This window comes from Thiohalocapsa marina (genome assembly GCF_008632335.1).
Classification (GTDB): Bacteria; Pseudomonadota; Gammaproteobacteria; order Chromatiales; family Chromatiaceae; genus Thiohalocapsa; species Thiohalocapsa marina.
In genome coordinates this window covers 40,208-65,202 of the sequence record NZ_VWXX01000013.1, presented here as the reverse complement: position 1 = coordinate 65,202, position 24,995 = coordinate 40,208, and the positions used below count along the sequence as shown (strand labels likewise).

Below are 24,995 nucleotides of genomic sequence, written 5' to 3'. Positions count from 1 at the left end.
AGGGCGACGGTAATATTTTGGCGCATTGTTGGTCGACCAAGTCTGTTGTCACGTGAAATACGTGTAGCACCTCAGGCCGATGGCGTCAATGTGGTGCCCGGATCCGTCAAAGGGTGCGTTCCATCCTTGGCGGCCCCTGACCAGAAGCCAGTCTATAAAAGCAGCCGACGAATGTCGGCGAGCAGGTTTGCCAGCAGGCTGGTGAAGCGCACGCCGTCGGCGCCGTCGACCACGCGGTGGTCGTAGGACAGCGATAGCGGCAGCATGAGCCGCGGCGCGAACTCGCTGCCGTTCCAGACCGGCTTCATCTCAGAGCGCGAGACGCCGAGGATGGCCACCTCGGGGGCATTGACGATGGGCGTGAAGGCGGTGCCGCCGATGCCGCCGAGGCTGGAGATGGAAAACACGCCGCCCTGCATGTCGCCGGGCAGCAGCTTGCCGTCGCGGGCCTTGTTGCTCATCTCCATGAGCTCGCGGGCCAGGTCGAACACGCCCTTCTTGTCCACGTCGCGGATCACCGGAACCACCAGGCCGTTTGGCGTATCCACGGCGACGCCGATGTGGGTGTAGTGCTTCAGGACCAGCTGCTCGCCATCGGGTGCCAGCGAGGCCTTCAGCGTCGGCATCTGTGCCAGGGCGCCGGCCACGGCCTTGAGCAGGAAGGGCATGAAGGTGAGCCTGACGCCGGCCTGTTCCGCCGCGGCCTTCTGACCCTTTCGGAACGCCTCCAGCTCGGTGATGTCGGCCTCGTCGAACTGGGTCACATGGGGCACCGACAGCCAGCAACGGTGCAGATGCGCGCCGCTGAGGCGCTTGATGCGCGGCAGGGGCTGGGTCTCGATGGCACCGAACTTGCCGAAGTCCACCGCTGGCGCCGCCGGCAGCTGGAACGGCAGTCCGCCGGCGGCCGGTGCCGGGGCGCCGGCGCTCAGGGCCTGCTTCACATAGGCCTGCACGTCTTCCTTGAGGATGCGTCCCTTGCGACCGCTGCCCTTCACCTGGGCGATGCCGACGCCGAGCTCGCGGGCAAAGCGGCGCACGGCCGGGCTGGCATGGGCGCCACGACCACGGGCGATGGCGGCCATGTCCTCGGGCCGCGGCAGCACCGGCGCCTTGCGTCGCTCGGACTCACCGGGAACCCGGGACGGCGTGGCCGATGCCGGTTTGTTCACCGGCGCGGGGGCCTGTGCCGCCTCGGATTCTTCCGGTGACGGGGCGTCAGCGGCATCCGCCGGGTTCGCGGCCGAACCGGCCAGCAGCGTCAGCAGCAGGTCGCCCTGGTTGAGCCGGTCGCCCACCTTCACCGCCACCGACGCCACCCGGCCCGCCGCCGCGGACGGGATCTCCATGGTGGCCTTGTCGCTCTCCAGGGTCAGGATGGACTGGTCGATGTCGATGTCGTCGCCCGGCTGGACCAGAAGCTCGATGACGGGGATGTCCGAGAAATCGCCGATGTCCGGCAGGCGGACTTCGATCTCCTGTGGCGCGGTTGTGGTCGTCGGGGCCGGGGTGGCGGTTGCGCCTGCCGCCGGCGCAGAGGTGGTTGCCGCCGTGTCGTCCGCTGGCGTCGGTGTGGGCGTCGCCGCAGCTGGGGCCGATGCCGGAACCGGTTCTGATGCGGCGGTGGGCTCGCCGCCCCCGGTCTCTACCGTCATCAGCAGCGTGCCGGTGCTGATGCGCTCGCCTACGGACACCTTCAGCGCCGTCACGGTGCCGCCGACGGGGGAGGGGATCTCCATGCTGGCCTTGTCGCTCTCCAGGGTCAGCAGGGATTGTTCCGGCTCGATGCGGTCACCTGGGGCCACCAGGATCTCGATGATCTCGACATCGGCGAAATCGCCGATGTCCGGGAGCAGGACGTCTTCTAGGGTTGCCACTGTGCAATCTCCTGGGCCGCAGTCTGCTGGGCCTGATTCCTGTACGCGGTGGGCTCGGCCGCCGGGACCCCGTCGGGTCGGCTGGCCGATGCCGGGCTGAACGCCATCTCGGTCGCCGTCATTGCGTCAACGGATTCGGCTTGTCCGGATCGATGCGGTATTTCTCGATGGCCTCGCGCACGCGCGCCGGCGGCAGTGCACCTTCGTCCGCCAGGGCCTTGAGCGCGGCCACCGCCACATACCAGCGGTTCACCTCGAAGAACTTGCGCAACTGGCTGCGCATGTCGCTGCGGCCGAAGCCATCGGTGCCGAGCACCGCATAGCGCCGCGGCAGATAGGGCCGGATCTGGTCGGCATAGGCGCGCATGTAGTCCGTGGCGGCGACGATGGGGCCGCTGGTCTCGCCCAGTTGCTCGGCCACGTAGGGCAGGCGCGGGGACTCTTCCGGATGCAGCATGTTCCAGCGTTCGGCGTCGATGCCGTCGCGGCGCAGCTCGTTGAAGCTGGTCACGCTCCAGACGTCCGCGGCCACGCCGAAGTCCTTCTCCAGCAGCTCGGCCGCGGCCAGCACCTCGCGCAGGATGGTGCCGCTGCCGAGCAGCTGAACGCGGGCCTTGGCCTCACCCAGCTCGCTCTCGCGCAGCCGGTAGAGGCCGCGCTTGATGCCGTCCTCGGTGCCCGCGGGCATGGCCGGTTGCGGGTAGTTCTCGTTCATCACCGTGATGTAGTAGAAGCAGTTCTCCTTCTCCTGATACATGCGGCGCATGCCGTCCTGCACGATCACGGTCAGCTCGTAGGCGAAGGCCGGGTCGTAGCTGACGCAGTTGGGGATGGTGGCGGCCAGCAGGTGGCTGTGGCCGTCCTGGTGCTGCAGTCCCTCGCCGGCCAGGGTGGTGCGCCCGGCGGTGCCGCCGACAAGGAAGCCGCGCGCCTGCATGTCGCCGGCGGCCCAGGCCAGGTCGCCGATGCGCTGGAAGCCGAACATGGAGTAGTAGATGTAGAACGGGATCATCGCCTGGCCGTGATTGGCGTAGGCGGTGGCCGCGGCAATCCAGGACGACATGGCGCCGGCCTCGTTGATGCCCTCCTGCAGCACCTGGCCGTTCTTCTCCTCGCGGTAGTACATGACCTGATCCGCATCCACCGGCTGGTAGAGCTGGCCGACGTGGGAGTAGATGCCGAGCTGGCGGAACATGCCCTCCATGCCGAAGGTGCGCGCCTCATCCGGCACGATGGGCACCACGTAGCGGCCGATCTCCTTGTCACGGATGATCATGGTCAGCAGCCGCACCAGGGCCATGGTGGTGGACATCTCGCGCTCGCCGCTGGACTCCAGCAACGCTGCGAAGGCGTCCAGCTCCGGCACCTTCAGCACCGGCGCCACGTCGCGCCGCGCCGGCAGCGGGCCGCCGAGGGCCTCGCGGCGCTCGTGCAGGTATTGCATCTCCGGGCTGTCCGGCGGCGGCTTGTAGAAGGGCGCGGCGGCGATGGCGTCGTCGGAAATGGGGATATTGAAGCGGTCGCGGAAGGCCTTCAGGTTGGCCTCGCCCATCTTCTTCTGCGAGTGGGTGATGTTCATGCCCTCGCCGGCCACGCCCATGCCGTAGCCCTTGACCGTCTTGGCCAGGATCACCGTGGGCTTGCCCTGGGCGCGCATGGCCTCGGCATAGGCGTTGTAGATCTTGATCGGATCATGACCGCCGCGGTTCAGGCGCCAGATGTCCTCGTCGGTCAGATTGGCCACCATGTCCGCAAGCTCCGGGTACTTGCCGAAGAAGTGCTCGCGGGTATAGGCGCCGCCCTTGGCCTTGTAGGCCTGGTAGTCGCCGTCGACGCACTCCTCCATGCGCTTGAGCAGTAGCCCGTCCTTGTCGCGGGCCAGCAGCGGATCCCAGTAGCTGCCCCAGATGACCTTGATCACGTTCCAGCCGGCGCCGCGGAACACCGCCTCCAGTTCCTGGATGATCTTGCCGTTGCCGCGCACCGGCCCGTCGAGCCGCTGCAGGTTGCAGTTGACGACGAACACCAGGTTGTCGAGCCGCTCGCGGGCGGCCAGGGAGATGGCGCCCAGGGACTCGGGCTCGTCCATCTCGCCGTCACCGAGGAAGGCCCAGACCTTGCGCCCGTCGGTATTCAGGATGCCGCGGTCGTTGAGGTAGCGCATGAAGCGCGCCTGGTAGATGGCCATGAGCGGCCCCAGGCCCATGGACACGGTCGGGAACTGCCAGAAGTCCGGCATCAGCCAGGGGTGCGGATAGGACGGCAGGCCCGGCCCATCCACCTCCTGGCGGAAGTTGTAGAGTTCTTCCTCGCTGATGCGGCCCTCCAGGAAGGCGCGGGCGTAGATGCCGGGCGCGGAGTGGCCCTGGACGAACACCAGGTCGCCGCCGAAGTCCTTGCTGGCGGCGCGGAAGAAGTGGTTGAAGCCGATGTCGTAGAGGGTCGCACTGGAGGCGAAGGACGAGATGTGCCCGCCCAGCTCGCTCGACAGCCGGTTCGCCTGCACCACCATGGCCATGGCGTTCCAGCGCACGAACGAGCGGATGCGCCGCTCCATGGCCCGATCGCCGGGGAAGCGCTCCTGCTGCTGCACCGGGATGGTGTTCAGATAGGCCGTGTTGGCGCTGAAGGGCAGATAGGCGCCGGAGCGACGCGCCTTGTCGATGAGGCGCTCGAGCAGATAGTGGGCGCGCTCGATGCCCTCGTTCTCGAGCACGGCATCCAGGGAGTCGAGCCACTCCAGCGTCTCTTGGGGGTCGATGTCGGGCTTGTTGGCCATGGAGTTTCCTGAATCGGGTTCCGGTGCGGATGGATCGCGGGCGGATGTAAGGACGCAGCCCAAGGGCGGCATCCGGGCCAGGCGGTCGGAAAAGAGCGCAAGCTAACCCAGTCGATGAATATTGGCAAATTCTGATTATTGTCTGAGGCAATGAGGCGACTCAGGGGAAGCATGGATCCCCGTCGGGGTTTGTCCCTTGGGGCATCAGTGCAGACCTAGGATGTTGTGGGGTAAGTGCCGTGATAGGTCGCGTGGAGTCACGCCGAATGATCATCAGTTTTCGGCTGTCAGTTCAGCGTCTGCTGCGGTGCAGGTCTTGCTCCCGCTGTAGAGGCCGTTGGGGATGTCGAAGCGGATGGCACCGTCAGTGTCGACCCGCCACCGCATCGCTCACAACGAGGTTTGAGGTGAATGTTCCGTAGCCGCTACGCCGCGATCGAGGCGTTTTCACGTCTTCCAGCGCGAACGCTCACAGCTCCCAGCCCCCAGCCCCTCGCCGGCGCGTCCATTCTGGCTGCTGGGGGTGGATCCCAGGCCGAACCCACGCCCCTTCGCGGCGACACTGATCAGCGGGATTGCGGGTTTCCGGTTGGAATGAGGGGCGACTAGAATACGGGATCATGGATCGGAGGTGGATGGGCGGCAGGATGGGGTAGCGTGAAGGCGAGAGACATTCCGAACATCATCAGTACGCTGCGGTTGCTGGCGGTGGTGCCGGTGATCTATCTGCTGGTCTCCGGGTACTATGGCTGGGCGCTGGTGCTGTTTGCGGTTTCCGGCGTCTCCGACGGCGTCGACGGGTATCTGGCGAAACGCTTCCACTGGCAGTCCCGGCTCGGCGGGCTGCTGGATCCCATTGCGGACAAGACGCTGCTGGTCAGCTGCTTTCTGGTGCTGGCGGTGCTGGACCAGTTGCCGCTGTGGCTGGCGCTGGCGGTGGTGTTTCGGGACCTGGTCATCCTGACCGGTGGCATCACCTATCATCATCTGATCGAGGACGTGCAGCCGGCGCCGACGCGGCTCAGCAAGCTGAATACGGCGGTTCAGATCGTGCTGGTGGTGGCGGTCATCGCCAATGCCGGGCCCTTTCCACTGCTCGGGCTGTTGGTCGATCTGCTGATCTGGACCTGTCTGGCGACCACCGTACTCAGCGGCGTGCAGTATGTGCTGCTCTGGGGCAGCATGGCCATGCGCAAGGGCGCACGCAAGGATTGAGCAAAGCGGCAGCGGGACTGCCGGCTTGATTCAGAACAATCGGTTCAGGCCATTCAGCGCGGCGACGCGGTAGGCCTCGGCCATGGTGGGGTAGTTGAAGGTGGTCTCGGCGAAGTACTGGATGCTGTTGGCCTCGCCGGCCTGGGACATGATGGCCTGACCGATGTGGATGATCTCCGAGGCCTGTTCGCCGAAGCAGTGGATGCCGAGGATCTCCAGCGTGTCGCGGTGGAACAGGATCTTGAGCATGCCGACCGTGTGACCGGTGATCTGGGCCCGAGCGATGGTCTTGAACTGCGCCTGGGCCACCTCGTAGGGGATCTGGCTGGCGGTGAGTTCGCGTTCGGTGCGGCCAACGGAGCTGATCTCGGGGACGGTGTAGATGCCGGTGGGAAATTCGTCCACCAGCGACCAGTCGCAGGCGCCGTTGGCGATATGCGCGCCGACGAACCGGCCCTGGTCATAGCTGGCGCTGGCCAGGGCCGGCGGGCCCGCCACATCGCCCGCGGCGTAGATGTGCGGCAACGCGGTCTGGTAGCTCTTGTTGACCTCCAGCTGTCCGCGGGTGTTGGGCTCCAGGCCGATGTTATCCAGTCCCAGGTCGCGCGTATTGCCGCTGCGGCCGTTTGCCCAAAGCAGTACGTCGGTCTTCAGCCGCTTGCCCGAACGGCAATGCAGCACCACGCCATCGTCTTGAGGCTCCACCCGCTCGTAGGTCTCGTCATGGCGGATGACGACGCCCTGTTCGCGCAGGTGGTAGCTCAGGGCGTCGGTGATCTCGTCGTCGAGGAACGACAGCAGCCGGTCGCGGGTGTCGACCAGGTTCACTTTCACGTCTAGATAGCTCATGATCGACGCATATTCGCAGCCGATGACGCCGGCTCCGTAGATGGTCATGCTGCGCGGGGTATGCTTCAGCGCCAGCACCGAGTCGCTGTCGAGCACCCGGGGATGGGAGAAGTCGACATCCGGCGGATGGTAGGGGCGCGAGCCGGTGGCGATGACGATAGCGTCCGCCCGCAGCCGCTCGGTGGCGCCGTCTGGACGGATGACATCCAGGTTGTGCTCATCGGCAAAGCGCGCATGGCCGAAGACCAACTCCACCCGGTTGCGCTGGTAGTAGCGATAGCGGGTGCGCACCTGGTGGTCGATGACCGAGTCCGCTGCACGCAGCAGGTCCGGGAACTGCACCTCCACCTGCTCCAGGGTGTGATGGAACAGCGGGTTGCGCCGGTAGTCCGCCAGTGTCTGGATGGAGTGCCGCAGGGCCTTGCTGGGGATGGTGCCCCAGTGGGTGCAGCCGCCACCGACCTGGCTGTGGGCCTCAACCACGGCCACCCGCTGGCCGGCCTTGGCCAGCTTCATGGCCGCCCCTTCGCCGGCGGGTCCGCTGCCGATCACGATGCTGTCGAATGCGCGTACCGTCATGGGCTCCCACCTGCGTTGACTGACGTGTGCACGTCAGAGGGTAGCACAGCCGCCTACAGGAAATCCGGCAACTGGGCGCGGATGGCCTCGGTGTTCTGGGTGGTCATGTTCTTGTCGGTCTCGCCGGCCACCAGTGCCCGTAGCGGGGCGGACTGATGCTTGCGCAGCAGGCCGAGAAAGGCCGGTGCGGCCACCACATACAGCTTGCTGAAGGCCCCTTCCACCCGTGCCGTCTCCAGTTCGGCGCAGACCTGCTGCGCGAAGCGGTCGGCGGCATCGTCTTTCGCGCTGTTGTCGCTGCCGACGCCATGGATGGGGCTGCCGGCGCGGCGGTCGCGACCGTCGCGGTCGGTGACCAGATCGCCTTCGTGGAGCCGGGCCTGCGGATCGACCAGGTCCCGAATCTCCGTCAGCGGACTACGCGCCTTTTCCGCGGTGAAGAAGCGGGCGCGGCTGTTGTCTGCGGCGAGAACCCAGATCGTCATTGGAATACTCCTGTCGCTGCCATTTTTTGTCTGTTGGTACTTGAAGTGTAACAGCGCTTGGCGCAATCGGCAGGGAGGCGCTGAATAATTCCGCTGGCAACGGGTATACTGCCGCCTTTTCACCCCGCAGGACGCTGCATGCACGACCTTATCGCCGACACGCTCGCCGCCCATGTGCGGGTCATCCAGCGGCTGGACCGGCTGACGCCGCAGATCGAGCGATTTGCCGAGCGGGCATGGGCCTGCCTGCGCGACGGCGGGCGGGTGTTCTGGATGGGCAACGGCGGCAGCGCGGCGGACAGCCAGCACCTGGCGGCGGAACTGGTGGGCCGGTTCGAGCGGGAGCGGCCCGGCCTGGCATCCATCGCGCTGACCACGGATAGCTCGATACTGACCTCGGTGTCGAACGACTACGGCTTCGATTCGGTCTTCACCCGCCAGGTCGAGGCCCTGTGCCGGCCGGGAGACCTGCTGGTGGGCCTCTCTACCTCCGGCAACAGCGCCAATGTGCTGCGGGCCCTGGAGCGCGCGGGTGAGCTTGGCGTCTACCGTGTCGGGCTCACCGGCGGTACCGGCGGCCGGCTCGGTGCCTGTTGCGAGCTCTGCCTGGTGGTGCCGGACGCCAGCACGGCACGCATCCAGGAGGCGCACATCCTGATCGGGCATATCCTGTGCGACCTGCTGGAACGCCGTGCGCTTGCTGGTGAGGCGCCGGCCGGCGAGTTGGGCGCAGACTGACATGCGCTTGTTCCAGCAGCCGGAACAGGTCCTGGAGACCCTGCGCTCGGGCTTCGGCGCAGCCCGGGTGCTGGTGGTCGGCGATCTGATGCTCGACCGCTACCTCTGGGGCGACGTGCGGCGCATCTCGCCGGAGGCCCCGGTGCCGGTGCTGCGGCTGGCTCGGGAATCCGCCGTGGCCGGCGGTGCGGCCAATGTGGCGCGCAACCTGGTGGGGCTGGGCCTGCAGGTCCACCTGGCCGGCATCACCGGAGCAGATCCCCAGCGCGAGCAGTTGCTCGGCCTGCTGCGCGAGCAGGGGATCGACACCAGCAGCGTGCTGGTGGATGCCTCACGGCCAACCACCACCAAGACCAGGGTGATCGGCAACCACCAGCAGATGCTGCGCATCGACGCGGAACACTCGGCCCCGGTGGCCGCGGCCATCGAGGCGGCGCTGATGGCCGACATCGAGGTGCTGCTGGCGCAGGTGGACGTGCTGCTGCTGTCGGACTATGCCAAGGGCGTGCTCACCGCCGACCTGTGCCAGCGCCTGATCGTCGCTGCCGGACGGCACGACGTGCCGGTGCTCATCGATCCCAAAGGGCGCGCCTTCGAGCGCTACAGCGGCGCCACGCTGATGACGCCCAACCGGGCGGAACTGGCAGCGGCGGCGGCCGTGGACGCGGACGACCTGGCGGCCGTGCTGGAGGCCGCGCGGGCGATGCGGGCACAGCTGAACCTGCAGCACCTGCTGCTGACCCTGGGCGAACAGGGGATCGCGCTGGTCGACGCCGACGACATCCGCCGCATCCCGGCCATGGCGCGGGAGGTGTTCGATGTGTCCGGCGCCGGCGATACGGTGATCGCCACGGTGGCGGCGGGCTGCGCCGCGGGCCTGGACATGACCGACACCGCCCATCTGGCCAATCTGGCCGCTGGCGTCGTGGTGGGTAAGGTGGGCACCGCGGCCATCGGTCTGGACGAACTGACGGCGGCGCTGGCCGACGAGGCGGCACTGGAGCAGGCGGCCAAGGTCGGCTCGCTGCAGCAGGTGCTGGCGCAGGTGCAGCAATGGCGGGGCCGCGGCGAGCGCATCGTCTTCACCAACGGCTGCTTCGACCTGCTGCACGTAGGCCACGTGACCTATCTGGAGCGCGCGCGGCGCCACGGCCAGCGGCTGGTGGTGGGGCTGAACACCGACCGCTCGGTGCGCGCGCTGAAGGGCGAGGGACGCCCCCTGATCGAGGAGACCGATCGCGCCCGGGTGCTGGCGGCCCTGGCCGCGGTGGACGCGGTGGTGCTGTTCGACGAGGACACGCCGATCGAACTGATCCGGCGCATCCAGCCGGACGTGCTGGTGAAGGGGGCCGACTACCGCGAGGCCGACGTGGTGGGCGCGGCCGAGGTGAAGGCCCGGGGCGGCGAGGTGGTGCTGGTGCCCCTGGTGGCGGATCGCAGCACCAGCGGCATCGCAGAGCGGATCCAGTCAGGCGGCGTCCAGCGGCCCGTGGATTCCGCTGTCGATTCCGGCGTCGAGCCCAAGTAGCCGCGGGTAGTGGCGGGCCCCCAGCAGTTCGCTGTGGGTGCCGCGCTCGACGATCCGGCCCTGGTCCATGACCAGGATCTGGTCCATGTCCGCCAGGGCCATGGGCCGATGGGTGATCATCAGCGTGCTGCGCCCCTGCATCAGTTGGTGCAGCGCGTCCATCAGGGCGCGCTCGGTGGCGGCGTCCAGGCCCTCGGTGGGCTCGTCCAGCAGCAGGATCGGGGCATCCCGCAACAGGGCGCGGGCGATGGCGATGCGACGCGCCTGTCCGCCGGATACCCGTACCCCGGTCTCGCCGACCCAGGTGTCATAGCCCTCCGGCAGCGCCTCGATGAACCTATGGATCTGCGCCGTGCGGCAAGCCGCTTCCAGGTGCCCCTGGGTGGCCTCGGGCGCGGCCAGCAGCAGGTTGTCGCGGATGCTGGCGTCGAACAGGTGTGTCTGCTGGGACACCAGCGCGATGTGCCGGCGCAGGTCCTCGCCGTGGAAGGCGTCGATGTCGGCGCCGCCGAGACGGATGTGGCCGCTGTCCGCGGCCCAGAAGCGCAACAGCAGATGGAACAGCGTGCTCTTGCCGGAGCCGGTGGCACCGACGATGGCGATGCGCGCGCCCTCCGACAGATCCAGGTCGATCCCGTCCAGCGCCGGTCGGGAGGCCTGCCCGTTCGCGCTCGGGTAACTGAACCGCAGGTCGCGAATGTGTAACGCGTGGTTTTGGGGCACCGGGGAGGGGCCGGCTGGCTCGGGCACCGCCGGTTTCGCGTCGACGATGGCGAACAGGCGTCGGGCGGCGGTCAGCGTTTGTTCCAGTTGCTGGAAGGCCAGGGGCAGACCGGCAACTGACTCGAAGGCCGCCAGCGCCAGCAGCGCCAGCATCACCAGTTGGGGGGGCGCCAGGGCACCATCGGCCACCAGCGGGATGCCGAGCCAGAGCATGCCCCACAGGGTGAGGTTGGCGCTGAGGCCAACGGCCCCCTGGGACATCCCTGCCAGCCGGCTCATGCGATCCTGGTCTGCGATCAGCGCCGCAGTGGCCGCATCCAGCCGCCGTGCGTGGTCGTCGGCGGCGCCGTAGACCAGCAGTTCTGCCAGGCCCTGGGTGCCGTCGATGGCCAGTTGGCGCAGTTGGGTGTCGGTGTGCGCCAGCCGGCGACCCGGCGCCGCGCCCAGCCGCCGGCCGAGCCAGGGCAGCAGCCCCCCCGCCAGCAGCAGCATACCCAGCAGCAGCAAGGCCAGCTGCAGGTGGTACAAGGCGGCGAACACGAACAGGCCGGCACCGGCGGTCAGCGCCACCAGCACTGGTACCAGCACGCGAATGTACAGATTGTCCAGGGCGTCGATGTCCGCGCGGATGCGGCTCAGCAGATCGGCGCTGTGGTATTGCTGCAGGCGGGCGGGGGCCAGGGGTTCCAGGTGCTGGTAGAACCAGACGCGCAGCCCGGCCAGTTGGCGCAGGGTGGCCTCGTGGCTGATCAGCCGTTCCAGGTAGCGACCGACGGTGCGGGCGATGGCGCTGGCCCGGATGAGGGCCGCCGGGGCAAGGTAGCTCAGTGCGACACCGCTGGCGCCGGCAATTGCCATGGTGGTGACGAACCAGCCGGACACCGCCAGTAGCGCGACATTGGCCAGCAGCGTCAGCAGAGACACCGCAAAGCCCGCGATCATCCAGCCGCGGTAGGGGCGAAACAGCAACCAGAGGCGTTTCAGCTCAGGCATGCACGGGAGTCTCCGCATTCCATCAGGCGTTCGCCTCCAGCAGGCGGACCATGCGCTGGTACGGACCCGGCTGGTTCACCAGCGAGGCGTGGTCGCCCTGCTGCACGATGCGCCCGGCATCGATCACCAGGATGCGATCAGCATCGCGCACGGTGGCGAGCCGGTGGGCGATGATCAGCAGGCTGCGCCCGGCGGCCAGGCTGTCCACTGCCTGCTGCACCAGGGCCTCGCTGGCGGGGTCCAGGTTCGCCGTGGCCTCGTCCAGGATCACCAGCCGGGCGTCGCGCAGGAAGGCGCGGGCCAGCGCCACGCGCTGTATCTGGCCGCCGGACAGCCCGGCGCCGCGCTCGCCCACCGGGGTGTCGTAGCCCTGGGGCAGGCGTTCGATGAACTCGGCGGCATGGGCGCGGCGTGCGGCCTCGCGCACCGCCGTCAGGTCGGCATCCGGCGCACCCAGGCGGATGTTGTCCAGCAGGGTTCCCTGGAACAGGCGCGGATTCTGCGGCAGCCAGGCCAGGCGCCGGCGCCAGTCGTCGATGTCCAGCGTGTTCAGGTCGATGCCGTCGATGGCGATGTGGCCCTGGTCCGGGCGTACGAATCCCAGCAGCAGGCTGGCCACGGTGGTCTTGCCGGCGCCGCTGGGGCCCACCAGCGCCACGCGCTCACCGGGGCGGATCTCGAAGCTGGCCCCGGCCAGCGCCGGTCGGCCCTGTTCGTAACCGAAATGCACGTCGTCGAAGCGGATCAGCAGCGGGCTGTCGGCGTCCAGCCGGCGCGGCTCCGGCGGCGCCTCCGGCAGGGGGGTGTCGAGGATGTGCACCAGTCGCTCCGCGGCGGCGACGGCCTCCATGCGGGCATGGTAGTGGCTGCCCATGTTGCGCAGCGGCAGGTAGAACTCCGGCACCAGCAGCAGGATGAAGAAGCCGCCGAAGAAGCTGATCTGCGGCGGCGACAACAGCGCCGGCAGCGGCAGATCCAGCTGATACAGCCGAAAGCCGATGAAGATCGCCACCAGCGCGATGCCCACCGTGGCAAACAGCTCCAGCACTGCCGATGACAGGAAAGCCAGGCGCAGCACCTGCATGGTGCTGCGGCGGTAGTCGTCCGACACCCGGGCGATCACCGCCGCCTCCCGCCGGCTGGCGTTGAACAGCTTGAGCGTGGTCAGGCCCTGGATGACGTCGAGAAAGTGCGCACCCATGCGTGCCAGGGTCTTCCACTGGCGCTGGTTGGCGCGGCCTACCCGTGTGCCGATCAGGATCATCGACAGCGGCACCAGCGGCGCCGTGATCAGCATGATCAGCGCCGACAGCCAGTCCAGCGGCAGCACCGCCAACAGCATGGCCAGCGGGATCAGCGCGGTGAGGGTCATGGCCGGCAGGTAGCGGGCGTAGTAGTCCTGCAGGCCCTCGATGCCGCGGGTCAGGTCCTCCGCCAGGGCACCGCTGCGTTGTCCGGCCATCCAGGCCGGGCCGGCGGCCTGGATGTGCCGATAGACCCGGTCGCGCAGCGTGCGCTTGACACCGGCCGCGGCACGGAAGGCGCTCTGCTCCGAGGCCCAGGCCAGCAGGGCGCGCAGCAGGAACAGCGCCAGCAATGGCCTCAGCCAGGCGCTGACGTCAGCCAGGCCGGCGCCGGCGAAGACCACGGCGTCGATGATGTGCGCCAGCAGCCAGGCCTGAGCGATGATGAGCAGGGCATTGCCGAGACCCAGGGCCACGGCGACCCGCAGCCAGGTAGAGGCCAGGTGCTGCTGGGACTTCAGCAGATCGCGAGCGGTGGTCATGCGAGGATCATGCGCCGACGGGCGTCTGTGGGCTGCCTCGGCGGGCGGCACCCTGGGGCGGCAGCTGCGTGGCGGCACCAGGGTAGTTGGCAGCTCCGGGGGAAGGTTTGGGGGCAGCAGCGCTGGTGGCGGTTGGGCGGCACTGGCGGCATGTCAGCGCGGACTGTGCTGCGGCCGTTGCAGCTGGCTCGCATCGTAGCCGACGGAGGCAACGAAGGCCTTCATGCGCTCGAAGTCGGCGTCGCTGAACGCCGGATCACGCGCCATCACCCAGACATAGTCGCGCTTGGCGCGGCCGATGACGGTGAGCTGGTAGCCCTCGTCCAGGTAGATGATGCGGAAATCGCCCTTGAACGGCCAGATGAACTGCATGCCCCAGAGGGCGTTGGTCTGCGTGTCCCGCACAAAACCGGTGGGGTGGTACACCTTGCGGGGGCCATCGAGGCTGCCCTTGTTGAATGTGAATCTGGTGGCGATGGTGCCGTCCGGGTTCAGGGCGTAGGACTCCAGCGGATTGTAGGCGTCCTTTTCCAAGAAGGTCGGGATCACGGCGACCACGTACCAGTCGCCCATGAAGCGTTCCAGGTCGACGTGGGGCACGGTGTCCATGGGGGATTCCTCGCTTGCGCAGGCGCTGAGCAACAGGGCGACGGCGACGGCGGTCAGGGCCAGCATCCGCTGCAGGGCCGCGGGGCGTCGGCGCGCCGGAACAATGGTACGGGTTGTCATGAGGTCGTCGTTTTACCAGAGATCGGGGTCGAGTTCACCTCTCATGCAGGAGGCTTTGGCGGTCCGGGCAGGAAGGCGTTGGTGCGGCGCATGTAGTCCTGGTAGGCGGGCCGGCGCGTGCCGATGTCCTTTTCCAGCAGCGCCACGCCGGAGACGCGCAGCAGCAGGAAGGTCATCAGCAGCGGGGCGATGATGGTCCACCAGGCGCCGGCGGCGACGGCAAACAGATAGAAGGCCCACCAGATGCAGGCCTCGCCGAAGTAATTGGGGTGTCGTGTGTAGCGCCACAGGCCCTGGTCCATCACCTGGCCGCGATTGGCGGGGTTGCTCTTGAAGGCGGCTAGCTGCTGATCACCGATGGCCTCGAAAGCAAAGCCGATCAGCCACAGGGCTACGGCGACGAGGTCGAGCCAGCCCAGGGTGGTGCCGCCGAGCACAATGCCGAGCAGGGGCAGCGAGATGATCCAGGCCAGGATAGCCTGCAGGCTGAAGACGATGTACAGGCTCTTGAACTCGAAATGGGGCTGGTTGTTGGCGCGGATCGCCTGATAGCGGTGGTCTTCGGGCTCGCCCCAGTTGCGCAGGGTGATGAACACCGACAGCCGCACCGCCCACACCGTGACCAGGAACAGCACCAGGTAGGCGCGTTCCGCCACCGTCGGGGCCAGTTGCACATAGGTCAGCAGCATGGCGAGGAAGAAGATCGACCAGAGGGAGTCGACGATGCTGACATCGCCGCGGATCAGGCTGACCAGCCAGGCGCCGATGGCAATGCCCAGCGCGACTGCCAGGCCGGCGGCATACAGGTCGAGATCAAACATGTTCGCGTACCTCGATGGACGGACGCGGCTCGGCGTTGGCCGGCGTTGCGGCCGGCCGGAAGCCGTCCAGGCGGCCGGCCAGGGCGACCAGCACGGGCGTGATCAGCATCCAGCCCGCGGCGACCGCCAGCAGCGCGATCAGCGGATCCGCGAACTGCACGCCGCCGAGTCTGGCTCCGGCATAGTAGGCCAGCGGTGCGCCGATGGCGCCGAACAGCAAGGCCCAGCCGGCGCGACCGCGCAGCCAGCGCAGCGAGACATTGAGCGTGGTGGCAAAGGCCACCCACATGGCGATGATCCAGCTCGGCGCCAGCCACTGGGCGAAGACGCCGGAGGGATAGATCAGCCAGCCATGACCGACCAGTTGCCCGTCCCAGAATGCGCCGATGGCGCCCGCCAGCGCCAGCAGCGCCGCCTCGGCCCAGGGGCGGTGCGCCCGCACCAGGTGATAGCCGACCACGATGGCCACCACGGCGATGCCCAGCAGGGGCCAGCCATGGGCGCCGGAGAGCACGCAGGCGAGCCAGCTGGCCTGGAACAGCAGGAAATTGATCAGGATGGTCACGGTGATCGCCTCTTCCCGGTTAAACCACGGATGTGCTGTCCACCCCGGCCGGAAATCAACAGACCCGTTGCAGACGCCTCAGGGCAATGCTGATGCACTCGGCGTTGCCCGAGCGGGGCAGCACGCGTGTCGGTTTTCAGGCTTGATGTGCGTGAGGCGCCGCGGCGGGCAGGGGCTGGCCGCTGGCAATGACGCTCAGCGCGCGCTCGATGTCGGTCTCGCTGGTGGCGATCACGTCGATGCCCTTGCGCGCCATGCGTTGCCGAAAGCCGTTGCCGGCGCCGCCGGTGAGGATGAGGTCGAGCCCCAGGCCGTACAATGGATGATCGTCGCCGTGGTATTCGTGCAGCGACATCTCCTTGGGCAGGTCCAGGCGGTCGACCTCCAGGGGCGCCTGACCGGGTGCCAGGTCATAGATCAGGAAGCGGCGGCTCTTGCCGGCATGGCTGGTGATGGAGCGGAAGTTCTGGCTGGTAACGGCGATACGCATGTAGACTGTCCTGCGACGGAGCGCGGTGAGAGTGGTTACGGCTGTTTGTAAGGCCGGCAGCATAGGGCGTGCGCCAGCACCCGCACATTGAAAAGGCGCAGTCAGTCCTCGGCGATCCGACGCAGGCTGGCGATGTTCAGGATCACATGATTCGGCTGGGTCTCCGTCAGCAGGCCCTCGCGCTTGAAGCTGGCAATGGTGCGGCTGGCGGTTTCGGTGGTGATGCCGAGCATGGCGCCCATGTCCTCGCGACTGAGCAGCTCGCAATCGTGGTTGGCGTTATCGCGCGCCAGTCGCAGCAGCATGCGGGCAATGCGCTGCCGGGCCGAGCCGGTGGAGAGTTCGGTCAGCCAGGCGTCGGCCTCGGTCAGGGCCCGTTGCCAGCGCGTCATCAGCTCCTTGTGCAGCTTGGGGCTGTTCTGCCCCAGATCTTTTACCAGGCGAGCCGGAAACCGGCAGACCTCGGTGCGTTGCAACGCGATGGCATCATGCTGGTAGGGTTCGTCCAGCAGCACCTCGAGCCCCAGCACATCGGTGCCGCGGGCGATGCGCACGATGCGCTGGCTGCCGTCGGGGAGGTACTGCACCAGTTTCAGCGCACCGCTGCGCACGGTGAACATGTAGTCGCCGCGCTCGCCGGTCTGGTAAAGCGCGGTGCCCTGTCGGAGGTCGAACTGGTCGATCGGGTCATGGATGCGATCGAAGTCTTCCTCTTCCAGACCGGCGAACAACACGGTGGTGCGCAATGCGCAGTTGCGGCAGTCTGCCTCACCTGACCAAGCCTCGCGTAATGTCACGGACTTTACCATTTGGGTTGTATTATCCTCGGCAGAGTAGCTGTCAATGACGATTGACAGCCAAGTCTACTCGATTTGCATGTACCCCGTGACGTTGCAGCCGCGGGGCATGGTTTCCGGCAGCGCTTGCGCGGGCGCATGCCGGAGCGCACTTCGACAATGATCATTGCGTTTTGTTTCGAGATGCCGGTGCAGTCATGTCACTCATTTCCCTGAAGTCCGTCTCCCTGTCCTACGGGGCGCCTGCGTTGCTCGACGGCATCGATCTGGACATCGGCCCCGGCGAGCGGGTCTGCCTGCTGGGCCGCAATGGTGCCGGCAAGTCGACGCTGCTGCGCATCATCGACGGCCAGATCCAGCCCGACAGCGGCGAGGTGCGCAGCCCCCAGGGGGTGCGCATCGGCCGCCTGGCGCAGGAGGCGCCCGCAGGCGGCGACGAAACGGTGCTGGATGTTGTCGCCGGCGGGCTCGGCCACCTGGGCGCCCTGGTGGGCGAGTACTACCGGCTCAGTCACGGGCTGGCCGCCGGGCCTGATGACGCACCCGCTGACGCCCCTGCTGACGCGGCCACCGAGGCAGCGCTGCAGCGTCTGGCGCAGATCCAGCAGCGGCTGGAGACGGAGGGCGGCTGGGAGATCGAGCAGCGTGCCGAACGGGTGGTGTCGCGACTGGGGCTCGACGCCGGGGCACCCTACGCCACCCTGTCCGGCGGCCTGCGCCGGCGCGTCATGCTGGCCCGTGCGCTGGTCACCGAGCCGGACCTGTTGCTGCTGGACGAGCCGACCAACCACCTGGACATCGACACCATCGAGTGGCTGGAGGAATTCCTGCTGGGCTTCCGCGGCTCGCTGTTGTTCATCACCCATGACCGGCGCTTCCTGCGTCGCCTTGCCACCCGGATCCTGGAACTCGATCGCGGCCGGCTCACCGATTGGCCTGGCGATTACGACAACTACCTGCGCCGGCGCGAGGAACGCCTGAACGCCGAGGCCCGCGAGCGGGAGCGCTTCGACAAGAAGCTGGCGGAGGAGGAGGTGTGGATCCGCCAGGGCATCAAGGCCCGGCGCACCCGTAACGAGGGCCGTGTGCGAGCGCTGAAGGCCCTGCGCGAGGAGCGGCAGGCGCGCCGCGAGGGGCCGGGCCAGGCGCGCATCCGGCTGGATGCCGGGGAACGCAGCGGCAAGCTGGTCATCGAGGCGGAGGGTGTCGCCTTCGGCTGGGACGGCAAGCCGGTGATCGCCGGTTTGGACACCCTGATCCTGCGCGGCGACCGGGTCGGCATCATCGGTCCCAATGGCGCCGGCAAGTCCACCCTGCTGAAGCTGCTGCTGGGCCAGCTGGAGCCGGACGCCGGGCGCATCCGCCGGGGCACCAACCTGCAGATCGCCTATTTCGACCAGTTGCGGGCGCAGCTCGATCCGGCCAAGAGCGTGCGCGACAATGTCGCCGGCGGCAGCGACAAGGTGGAGATCAATGGCGTCAGCAAGCATGTGCTGTCGTACCTGAAGGACTTTCTGTTCACGCCGGAGCGCGCCCGGCAACCGGTGTCCGCACTGTCCGGCGGCGAGCGCAACCGGTTGTTGCTGGCGCGCCTGTTCACCCAGCCGGCCAATCTGCTGGTGCTGGACGAGCCCACCAACGACCTGGATGCCGAGACCCTGGAACTGCTGGAAGAGCTGCTGCAGGGCTTCCCCGGGACCCTGCTGCTGGTGAGCCACGACCGCGACCTGCTGGACAACGTGGTCACCTCCACCCTGGTGCTGGAGGGCGAGGGCCGGGTAGGGGACTATGTGGGCGGCTACTCCGACTGGCTGCGACAGCGGCCGGCACCTGTGGCAGAGACGACGGCCAGGACGGCATCACGCTCGCGCCCCTCGGCGCCACGCCTCAGCGACACAAAGCCCGGTGCCCCAAGGCCCGGTTCGCCTAAGAAACTCAGCTACAAGCAACAGCGCGAGCTGGAGCAGCTGCCGCAGCGCATCGAGGCGCTGGAGGCGGAACAGGAGGCGTTGCACCTGTGCCTGGCGGATCCGGCCCTGTACCAGGGCGACGGCAGCGAGGTGGCCGCGGCCAAGGCGCGGCTGGCGGAGGTCGAGGGCGAACTCAGCGCCGGCTATGCCCGCTGGGAGGCGCTGGAAGAGGCGCAAAATCAAGCAAGCGCATAGGGGAGAGACATGCCCAATCCATCCGTGACCAATCCATCCGTGACCACGGGGCCGATCGCCTTCGGCCTCATCGTCATCGGCGACGAGGTGCTCAACGGCGAGCGGATCGACAAGCATCTGCCCAGTTTCAAGCAATTGTTGGCCGACCGTGGCCACGAGCTGGCCTGGTACTGGATGCTTCCGGACGAGCCCGACCTGCTGACCCGGCAGCTACGGGCATCCATGGCCGGCGAGCACCCGGTGTTCTGCTGCGGTGGCATCGGCGCCACACCGGACGACCACACCCGGGCCTGCGCGGCGGCGGCGGCCAATCTGGCGCTGGAGCGGCATCCGGAGGCGGCGGCGCTGATCGAGGGCCGCTTTGGCGCGGACGCCTACCCTGATCGCATCCTCATGGCGGAGCTGCCCGCCGGCAGCGCGCTGATTCCCAACCCGGTGAACCAGGTCCCCGGCTTCGCGGTGGGCCGGCACTACTTTCTGCCCGGGTTTCCGCAAATGGCCTGGCCCATGGCCACCTGGGTGCTGGATACCCACTATGGCCGGGCGGCCGGCCTGAACGAACAGGCGGTGGTGGTGCGGGGTGTGCCGGAGAGCCGGCTGATTCCGCTGATGCGCCGGCTCGGCGAGCAGTACCCCGAGGCCAAGCTTTTCAGCCTGCCGCACATGGGCGACGACCCGCACATCCTGCTCGGCTTCCGCGGCCACTGCGACCTCACCGCGGCCATGGATGCCCTGTGCGCCGGCCTGGACCAGGCCGGCATGGCCTATGAAGACAGGTCCTTGTCGCGCTCGATGAGGGCGTAGGCGGAGTGGTTGTGGATGGACTCGAAGTTCTCCGCCTCCACCACATAGGCGCTGATCCGCGGATCGTCGTTCAGGCGGCGAGCGACGTCGCGCACGGTGTCCTCGACGAACTTGGGATTGTCGTAGGCGCGCTCGGTGACGTATTTCTCGTCCGGCCGCTTCAGCAGGCCGAACAGCTCGCAGGAGCCCTCGGCCTCGACCATCTCGATGAGTTCCTCGATCCACAGGAAGCCACGGGTGCGCGCCTGTACGGTGACATGGGAGCGCTGGTTGTGGGCGCCGTAGCTGGAGATCTCCTTTGAGCACGGGCAGAGGCTGGTGACCGGCACCACCACCTTCACCGACATCTGCGGCTGGCCGTCACGGATCTCGCCGATCAGGGTCACGTCGTAGTCCAGCAGACTGGCCACGCCGGTGACCGGCGCCTGCTTGCGCACGAAGAACGGAAACCGCATCTCGATGTGGCCCGCGTCGGACTCCAGCCGCTCGGCCATCTCGCTCAGCATCGCCTTGAAGGTGGCGACGCCGATCTCGTCCTCGTGGCCGTTGAGGATGGCGACGAAGCGCGACATGTGCGTGCCCTTGAAGTTGTGCGGCAGATACACGTACATGTTGAAGGTGGCCACGGTGTGCTGCTCATGCCCGCTGCGATCCTTGATGCGCACGGGGTGGCGGATGTCCTTGATGCCGACCTTGTCGATGGCGATGCGCCGGCTGTCGGCGCTGGACTGCACATCGGCGATGGCGTTGGGATCGGCAGCAGCGGCTGTGGAGGGCGCTTGCTCCATGATGGAAACCTCGGAAACTGGCGTCGGAAACAGGCGGCGGAAACTGGCGATTGCCCTTCAGCCTTGGTGTGTCAATTCGGGAATATAGGGGCCGGCCGGGCCAAACAAAGGCGCAAGGCCGGGACAACCGAGGGCGCCAACCGGGGACCGTTATCGGTCCCGGTCGACGATGTAGCGGGCGATCCAGCGCAGCGGATCGGCGCTGTCGCCGAACACTGACAGGCTGTGCAACGCGTCCTTCACCAGGTCATCGGCGGCCTCGTGGGCCGGGCCGATGCCCATCAGCGAGGGGTAGGTAGCCTTGTGGTGGGCGGCGTCGGCGCCGCTCTGTTTGCCGATCACGGCGGTCTCGCCCTCCACGTCCAGCAGGTCGTCCTGTATCTGGAACGCCAGCCCGATGCACTTGGCGTAATGGTCCAGCCCCTCTGCCTGCTCCGTCGGCAGCCCCGGCTGCGCCAGCGCGGCCATGTTGACGCTGGCGCGGATCAGCGCGCCGGTCTTGTGGATGTGGATATTCTCCAGCATCACCAGGTCCAGTTCGCGCCCTTCCGACTCCAGGTCCAGCGCCTGTCCGCCGGCCATGCCGATGGAGCCGGACGCGCGCGCCAGGTTCTCGATCATGGCCACGCGCACGGTGGCGTCGCCGGGGAATTCCGGATCCGAGGCCAGCGCATGGAACGCCAGTGTCTGCAGCGCATCTCCGACCAGGATGGCGGTGGCCTCGTCGAAGGCCTTGTGACAACTGGGCCGGCCGCGACGCAGGTCGTCGTCGTCCATGGCCGGCAGGTCATCATGGACCAGCGAATAGGCATGGATCATCTCCAGCGCCGCCGCGGCCGTGTCGACCCGCTGCGGCTCGATGCCCACCGCCTGCGCGGCGGCGTAGGCCAGCGTCGGCCGAATGCGCTTGCCGCCGCCGAGCACGGCGTAGCGCATGGCCTGGTGCAGCCGCAGCGGCGGGGTGTCGCCGGCGGGCAGCAACCGCTCCAGCGTGGTTTCGGTGCGGGCCTGGCAGTTGGCGAAGAAGGCCTTCAAGGTCGGTTCAAGCATCAGCGGAGCGGCCTCCGCCGCGGCGTTTGGGTTGGCTGGGGATGTCGGCGGCCGGTTTGGGGGCGCTGGGGTCGGCACCTGTGGGAGCGTCTGCCACCGGCTCGGGCACAGCGGACTCCGAGCGCTCGGTGAGGATGCGTACGCGCTGCTCTGCGGCGTCGAGGGCATGCTGGCAGCTGCGCGTGAGGCTGATGCCGCGCTCGAACGCGGTCAGTGATTCCTCCAGACTCAGGTCGCCCTGTTCCAGGCGGTCCACCAGCCGCTCCAGTTCCTTCATGGCCTGCTCGAACGCGTTCGGGTCGTCGATCTTGTTCTCTGTCATGCGGATTTGAACCCTTGTTTCCCGCTACGGTAACGTACGCGGTTTTTCCGGTCAATTTGCGCGGCCCTGCGGTCGCGCGCTGCCCATCATCTCTGTGCGAAGGAGCTTTCAGGCTGCCGATGAAAGGAAACTACAACGCCGATGCCATCGAGGTCCTCAGCGGTCTGGATCCGGTGCGCAAGCGCCCCGGGATGTACACCGATACCACGCGGCCCAACCACCTGGCGCAGGAGGTCATCGACAACAGCGTCGACGAGGCGCTGGCCGGGCATGCCAGCCGCATCGACGTGACCCTGTACCCGGACGGCTCGCTGGAGGTGGCCGACGACGGTCGCGGCATGCCGGTGGATATCCATCCGCAGCAGGGCGTGCCGGGGGTGGAGGTGATCCTTACCAAGCTGCATGCGGGCGGCAAGTTCTCCAGTGGCAGCTACCGGTTCTCCGGCGGCCTGCACGGGGTGGGCGTGTCGGTCGTCAACGCCCTGTCGAAGCGGCTGGAGGTCTGGGTCAGGCGCGACGGCAAGGAGTACCGCATGGCCTTCGCCGGCGGTGACAAGGAATCCGAGCTGGAGGTGGCGGGCACCGCGCCGCGCAACCAGTCGGGCACGCGGCTGCGCTTCTGGCCGGATGCCGGGTACTTCGACAGCCCGAAGTTCTCCATCCGGTCGCTGACCCACCTGTTGCGGGCCAAGGCGGTGCTCTGCCCCGGCCTGACCGTGCGCTTCACCGATCAGGCCGCCGGCGAGGAGCAGGTCTGGTGCTATCAGGACGGGCTCAAGGACTACCTGGCGCAGGCGCTCGATACCGTGGACACGGTTCCCGAGGAGCCCTTCGTCGGCGACCTGCAGGCCACCAACGAGGCGGCCAGCTGGGCCGTGGCCTGGCTGCCGGAGGGTGGCGAGCTGGTGACCGAGAGCTATGTGAACCTGATCCCGACAGTGCAGGGCGGCACCCATGTCAACGGCCTGCGCACGGGCCTGACCGAGGCGGTGCGCGAGTTCTGCGAGTTCCGCAACCTGCTGCCGCGCAGCGTCAAGCTGGCGCCTGAGGATGTCTGGGCGCGGGCCAGCTGGATCCTGTCGGTGAAGCTGATCGATCCGCAGTTCTCCGGCCAGACCAAGGAGCGGCTGTCCTCGCGCGAATGCGCCGCCTTCGTCGCCGGTGTGGTCAAGGATGCCTTCAGCCTGTGGCTTAACCAGCATGTGGCTGATGCCGAGCGCATTGCAGAACTGGCCATCGGCGCCGCCCAGGCACGGCTGCGCGCCGGGCGCAAGGTGACGCGCAAGAAGATCACCCAGGGGCCGGCGCTGCCGGGCAAGCTGGCCGACTGCAGCAACACCGACCCTGAGCGCAGCGAACTCTTCCTTGTTGAGGGCGACTCCGCTGGCGGTTCCGCCAAGCAGGCCCGCGACCGCGAATTCCAGGCCATCATGCCCCTGCGCGGCAAGATCCTGAACACCTGGGAGGTGGACCCGGCGGAGGTGCTGGGGTCGCAGGAGGTCCACGACATCGCCGTTGCCATCGGCGTCGACCCGGGCAGCGAGGACCTGTCGCGGCTGCGCTTCGGCAAGGTCTGCATCCTGGCCGATGCCGACTCCGACGGTGCCCATATCGCCACGCTGCTGTGCGCGCTGTTCCTGCGGCACTTTCCGCGGCTGGTGGCGGAGGGGCATGTGTATGTGGCCATGCCGCCGCTGTATCGCATCGATGTCGGCAAGCAGGTGTTCTACGCCCTGGACGATGCCGAGCGCCGGGGCGTGCTCGACCGCATTGCGGCAGAACGCCTGAAGGGCAAGGTCAGCGTGCAGCGCTTCAAGGGGCTCGGCGAGATGAACCCGCAACAACTGCGCGAGACCACCATCCATCCGGACACCCGGCGGCTGGTGCAGCTCACCGTGGAGCCCGACGACGACAGCAGCACGCTGATGGACATGCTGCTGGCAAAGAAGCGGGCCGCCGATCGCCGCGCCTGGTTGCAGGCCAAGGGCGATCTGGCGGAGGTCTAGCCTCCTGCACCCATTGGCCCTTAAGGAAACGCTGATTTATTCAGCTTTTCCCGTGCGGGGCAGGAGGCCCCGCCATTTTTAGCGGCGCAAGTCGCTGAAACTGAAGCGATTCGGAAACCGCGTTTACGAATCGCGTGCTGATTTTTGGCCAGAATGGCCAATATATCAGCGTCTCCTTAAAAGCGGCGACAGTTTATTCGACCCGGCCTGTTGCCGGCTGCATCGCAACGGGAGTGCCTACCCCCTGCCGCGATACAAAATTGGAGATACATAGACTGTCACCGTAATCGAGGCGCCATAATCAGGGTCCCTCCAGCCCGAGGATGAAATCCCACTGCGCCGGCTCCACCGGCATGATGGACAGCCGGTTGCCACGGCGCACGAGCGGAAAGTCCTGCAGGGCGCCGTCGGCGTGCGCCTTCAGCTCCGCCAGGGTGATCTGTCGACGCAGATGGCGCACATAGCGCACGTCCACCATGTACCACCGCGGGTTTGCCGGATCGCTCTTCGGATCATGGTACTTGGCATCCGGATCGAACGCCGTGTGGTCCGGGTAGGCCGCCCGGGCCACTTCGGCAATGCCGACGATGCCCGGCGGGTTGCAGTTGGAGTGATAGAACAGGATCTGGTCGCCGGGCTGCATGTCGTCGCGCATCATGTTGCGCGCCTGATAATTGCGCACCCCGTCCCAGGGCTCCGTCTGTCCCGGACGGGCCGCCAGATCATCGATGCCGAAGGCGTCGGGCTCGGACTTCATTAACCAATAGCGCATGGATTCTCTTCCATCGTCCTGTCATGGGTCGCGTGCAGAACGGTCGCAGTTTAAGGGAATCGGCAAGCGTTCGCCTGTTGCAACCTTTCCCTGGAACCCTTCACCCCCGGCCCTGGTTGCCCCGGTCATCCGGG

At 67.5% G+C, this 24,995-nt stretch carries 21 protein-coding genes; 6 read left to right on the top strand and 15 right to left on the bottom strand.

Going from position 1 to position 24,995, the window contains the following annotated elements; genetic code table 11:
- Positions 1–152: 152 nt before the first annotated feature.
- Positions 153–1,877, bottom strand: a complete 1,725-nt coding sequence (gene aceF, locus F2Q65_RS10225; protein WP_150093022.1) for a dihydrolipoyllysine-residue acetyltransferase — start codon at positions 1,875–1,877, stop codon at positions 153–155.
- Positions 1,878–1,995: 118 nt separating this feature from the next.
- A complete protein-coding gene (aceE, locus tag F2Q65_RS10220) occupies positions 1,996–4,656 on the bottom strand; it encodes a pyruvate dehydrogenase (acetyl-transferring), homodimeric type (protein ID WP_150093020.1) in 2,661 nt (886 codons plus the stop codon).
- Positions 4,657–5,313: 657 nt separating this feature from the next.
- On the opposite strand from aceE, the gene F2Q65_RS10215 reads away from it, so the two are divergent.
- The gene (locus tag F2Q65_RS10215; protein WP_150093019.1) at positions 5,314–5,871 is read left to right on the top strand and encodes a CDP-alcohol phosphatidyltransferase family protein; all 558 of its coding nucleotides are present in this window, start codon (positions 5,314–5,316) and stop codon (positions 5,869–5,871) included.
- 30 nt (positions 5,872–5,901) lie between these two features.
- Here the strand turns inward: F2Q65_RS10215 and sthA are convergent, their stop codons facing one another.
- Together sthA and F2Q65_RS10205 are read right to left on the bottom strand one after the other, a co-directional pair.
- Entirely contained in the window at positions 5,902–7,299 is a 1,398-nt protein-coding gene (sthA, locus tag F2Q65_RS10210; protein WP_150093017.1) for a Si-specific NAD(P)(+) transhydrogenase, read from the bottom strand.
- Between the two features lie 53 nt (positions 7,300–7,352).
- Positions 7,353–7,784, bottom strand: a complete 432-nt coding sequence (locus F2Q65_RS10205) for a host attachment protein (protein ID WP_150093015.1) — start codon at positions 7,782–7,784, stop codon at positions 7,353–7,355.
- Between the two features lie 138 nt (positions 7,785–7,922).
- On the opposite strand from F2Q65_RS10205, the gene F2Q65_RS10200 reads away from it, so the two are divergent.
- Together F2Q65_RS10200 and rfaE1 are read left to right on the top strand one after the other, a co-directional pair.
- Positions 7,923–8,522, top strand: a complete 600-nt coding sequence (locus F2Q65_RS10200; RefSeq protein ID WP_150093013.1) for a D-sedoheptulose-7-phosphate isomerase — start codon at positions 7,923–7,925, stop codon at positions 8,520–8,522.
- Between the two features lies 1 nt (position 8,523).
- Positions 8,524–10,050: a D-glycero-beta-D-manno-heptose-7-phosphate kinase gene (gene rfaE1 / locus F2Q65_RS10195; RefSeq protein WP_150093011.1), complete on the top strand. Its 1,527-nt coding sequence runs from the start codon at positions 8,524–8,526 to the stop codon at positions 10,048–10,050.
- Here rfaE1 and cydC read toward each other — a convergent pair.
- From cydC to F2Q65_RS10160, 7 genes are all read right to left on the bottom strand, one after another.
- Complete coding sequence (gene cydC, locus F2Q65_RS10190; protein ID WP_150093009.1) at positions 9,991–11,766, bottom strand: thiol reductant ABC exporter subunit CydC; 1,776 nt, start codon at positions 11,764–11,766, stop codon at positions 9,991–9,993. The two genes, rfaE1 and cydC, sit on opposite strands and share 60 nt — an antisense overlap.
- A 22-nt stretch (positions 11,767–11,788) precedes the next feature.
- Positions 11,789–13,552, bottom strand: a complete 1,764-nt coding sequence (gene cydD / locus F2Q65_RS10185; RefSeq protein ID WP_150093007.1) for a thiol reductant ABC exporter subunit CydD — start codon at positions 13,550–13,552, stop codon at positions 11,789–11,791.
- Positions 13,553–13,705: 153 nt separating this feature from the next.
- Positions 13,706–14,227, bottom strand: coding sequence for a lipocalin family protein (locus tag F2Q65_RS10180; protein ID WP_150093061.1), 522 nt, complete (start codon positions 14,225–14,227; stop codon positions 13,706–13,708).
- A 95-nt stretch (positions 14,228–14,322) separates the two neighbouring features.
- Complete coding sequence (locus F2Q65_RS10175) at positions 14,323–15,102, bottom strand: DUF1295 domain-containing protein (RefSeq protein WP_150093005.1); 780 nt, start codon at positions 15,100–15,102, stop codon at positions 14,323–14,325.
- Positions 15,095–15,667 carry a DUF2878 domain-containing protein gene (locus F2Q65_RS10170; RefSeq protein WP_246156130.1) on the bottom strand — a complete coding sequence of 191 codons (573 nt, stop codon included), beginning with the start codon at positions 15,665–15,667 and terminating at the stop codon, positions 15,095–15,097. The genes F2Q65_RS10175 and F2Q65_RS10170 overlap by 8 nt, the downstream gene beginning before the upstream one ends.
- A 136-nt stretch (positions 15,668–15,803) precedes the next feature.
- Entirely contained in the window at positions 15,804–16,157 is a 354-nt protein-coding gene (locus F2Q65_RS10165) for a NifB/NifX family molybdenum-iron cluster-binding protein (RefSeq protein WP_150093001.1), read from the bottom strand.
- Between the two features lie 101 nt (positions 16,158–16,258).
- Positions 16,259–16,966 carry a Crp/Fnr family transcriptional regulator gene (locus tag F2Q65_RS10160; protein WP_150092999.1) on the bottom strand — a complete coding sequence of 236 codons (708 nt, stop codon included), beginning with the start codon at positions 16,964–16,966 and terminating at the stop codon, positions 16,259–16,261.
- Between the two features lie 185 nt (positions 16,967–17,151).
- On the opposite strand from F2Q65_RS10160, the gene F2Q65_RS10155 reads away from it, so the two are divergent.
- Both F2Q65_RS10155 and F2Q65_RS10150 read left to right on the top strand, forming a co-directional pair.
- Positions 17,152–19,119, top strand: a complete 1,968-nt coding sequence (locus tag F2Q65_RS10155; protein WP_150092997.1) for an ATP-binding cassette domain-containing protein — start codon at positions 17,152–17,154, stop codon at positions 19,117–19,119.
- A gap of 9 nt (positions 19,120–19,128) precedes the next feature.
- On the top strand, positions 19,129–19,923 hold the full coding sequence (locus F2Q65_RS10150; protein ID WP_150092995.1) for a competence/damage-inducible protein A: 795 nt from the start codon (positions 19,129–19,131) through the stop codon (positions 19,921–19,923).
- On the opposite strand, the gene folE2 is transcribed toward F2Q65_RS10150, so the two are convergent.
- The 3 genes from folE2 to F2Q65_RS19940 form a co-directional block, all read right to left on the bottom strand.
- A complete protein-coding gene (folE2, locus tag F2Q65_RS10145; RefSeq protein ID WP_150092993.1) occupies positions 19,884–20,711 on the bottom strand; it encodes a GTP cyclohydrolase FolE2 in 828 nt (275 codons plus the stop codon). The two genes, F2Q65_RS10150 and folE2, sit on opposite strands and share 40 nt — an antisense overlap.
- Before the next feature lie 150 nt (positions 20,712–20,861).
- The gene (locus F2Q65_RS10140; protein ID WP_150092991.1) at positions 20,862–21,761 is read right to left on the bottom strand and encodes a polyprenyl synthetase family protein; all 900 of its coding nucleotides are present in this window, start codon (positions 21,759–21,761) and stop codon (positions 20,862–20,864) included.
- On the bottom strand, positions 21,754–22,083 hold the full coding sequence (locus F2Q65_RS19940) for an exodeoxyribonuclease VII small subunit (protein ID WP_150092989.1): 330 nt from the start codon (positions 22,081–22,083) through the stop codon (positions 21,754–21,756). Before F2Q65_RS19940 ends, F2Q65_RS10140 begins: the two co-directional genes overlap by 8 nt.
- 119 nt (positions 22,084–22,202) lie before the next feature.
- Here F2Q65_RS19940 and parE point away from each other — a divergent pair, with 119 nt between their 5' ends.
- A complete protein-coding gene (gene parE, locus F2Q65_RS10130) occupies positions 22,203–24,089 on the top strand; it encodes a DNA topoisomerase IV subunit B (protein WP_150092987.1) in 1,887 nt (628 codons plus the stop codon).
- A gap of 301 nt (positions 24,090–24,390) precedes the next feature.
- On the opposite strand, the gene F2Q65_RS10125 is transcribed toward parE, so the two are convergent.
- Positions 24,391–24,861, bottom strand: coding sequence for an EVE domain-containing protein (locus F2Q65_RS10125; RefSeq protein WP_150092985.1), 471 nt, complete (start codon positions 24,859–24,861; stop codon positions 24,391–24,393).
- Between the last annotated feature and the right edge of the window lie 134 nt (positions 24,862–24,995).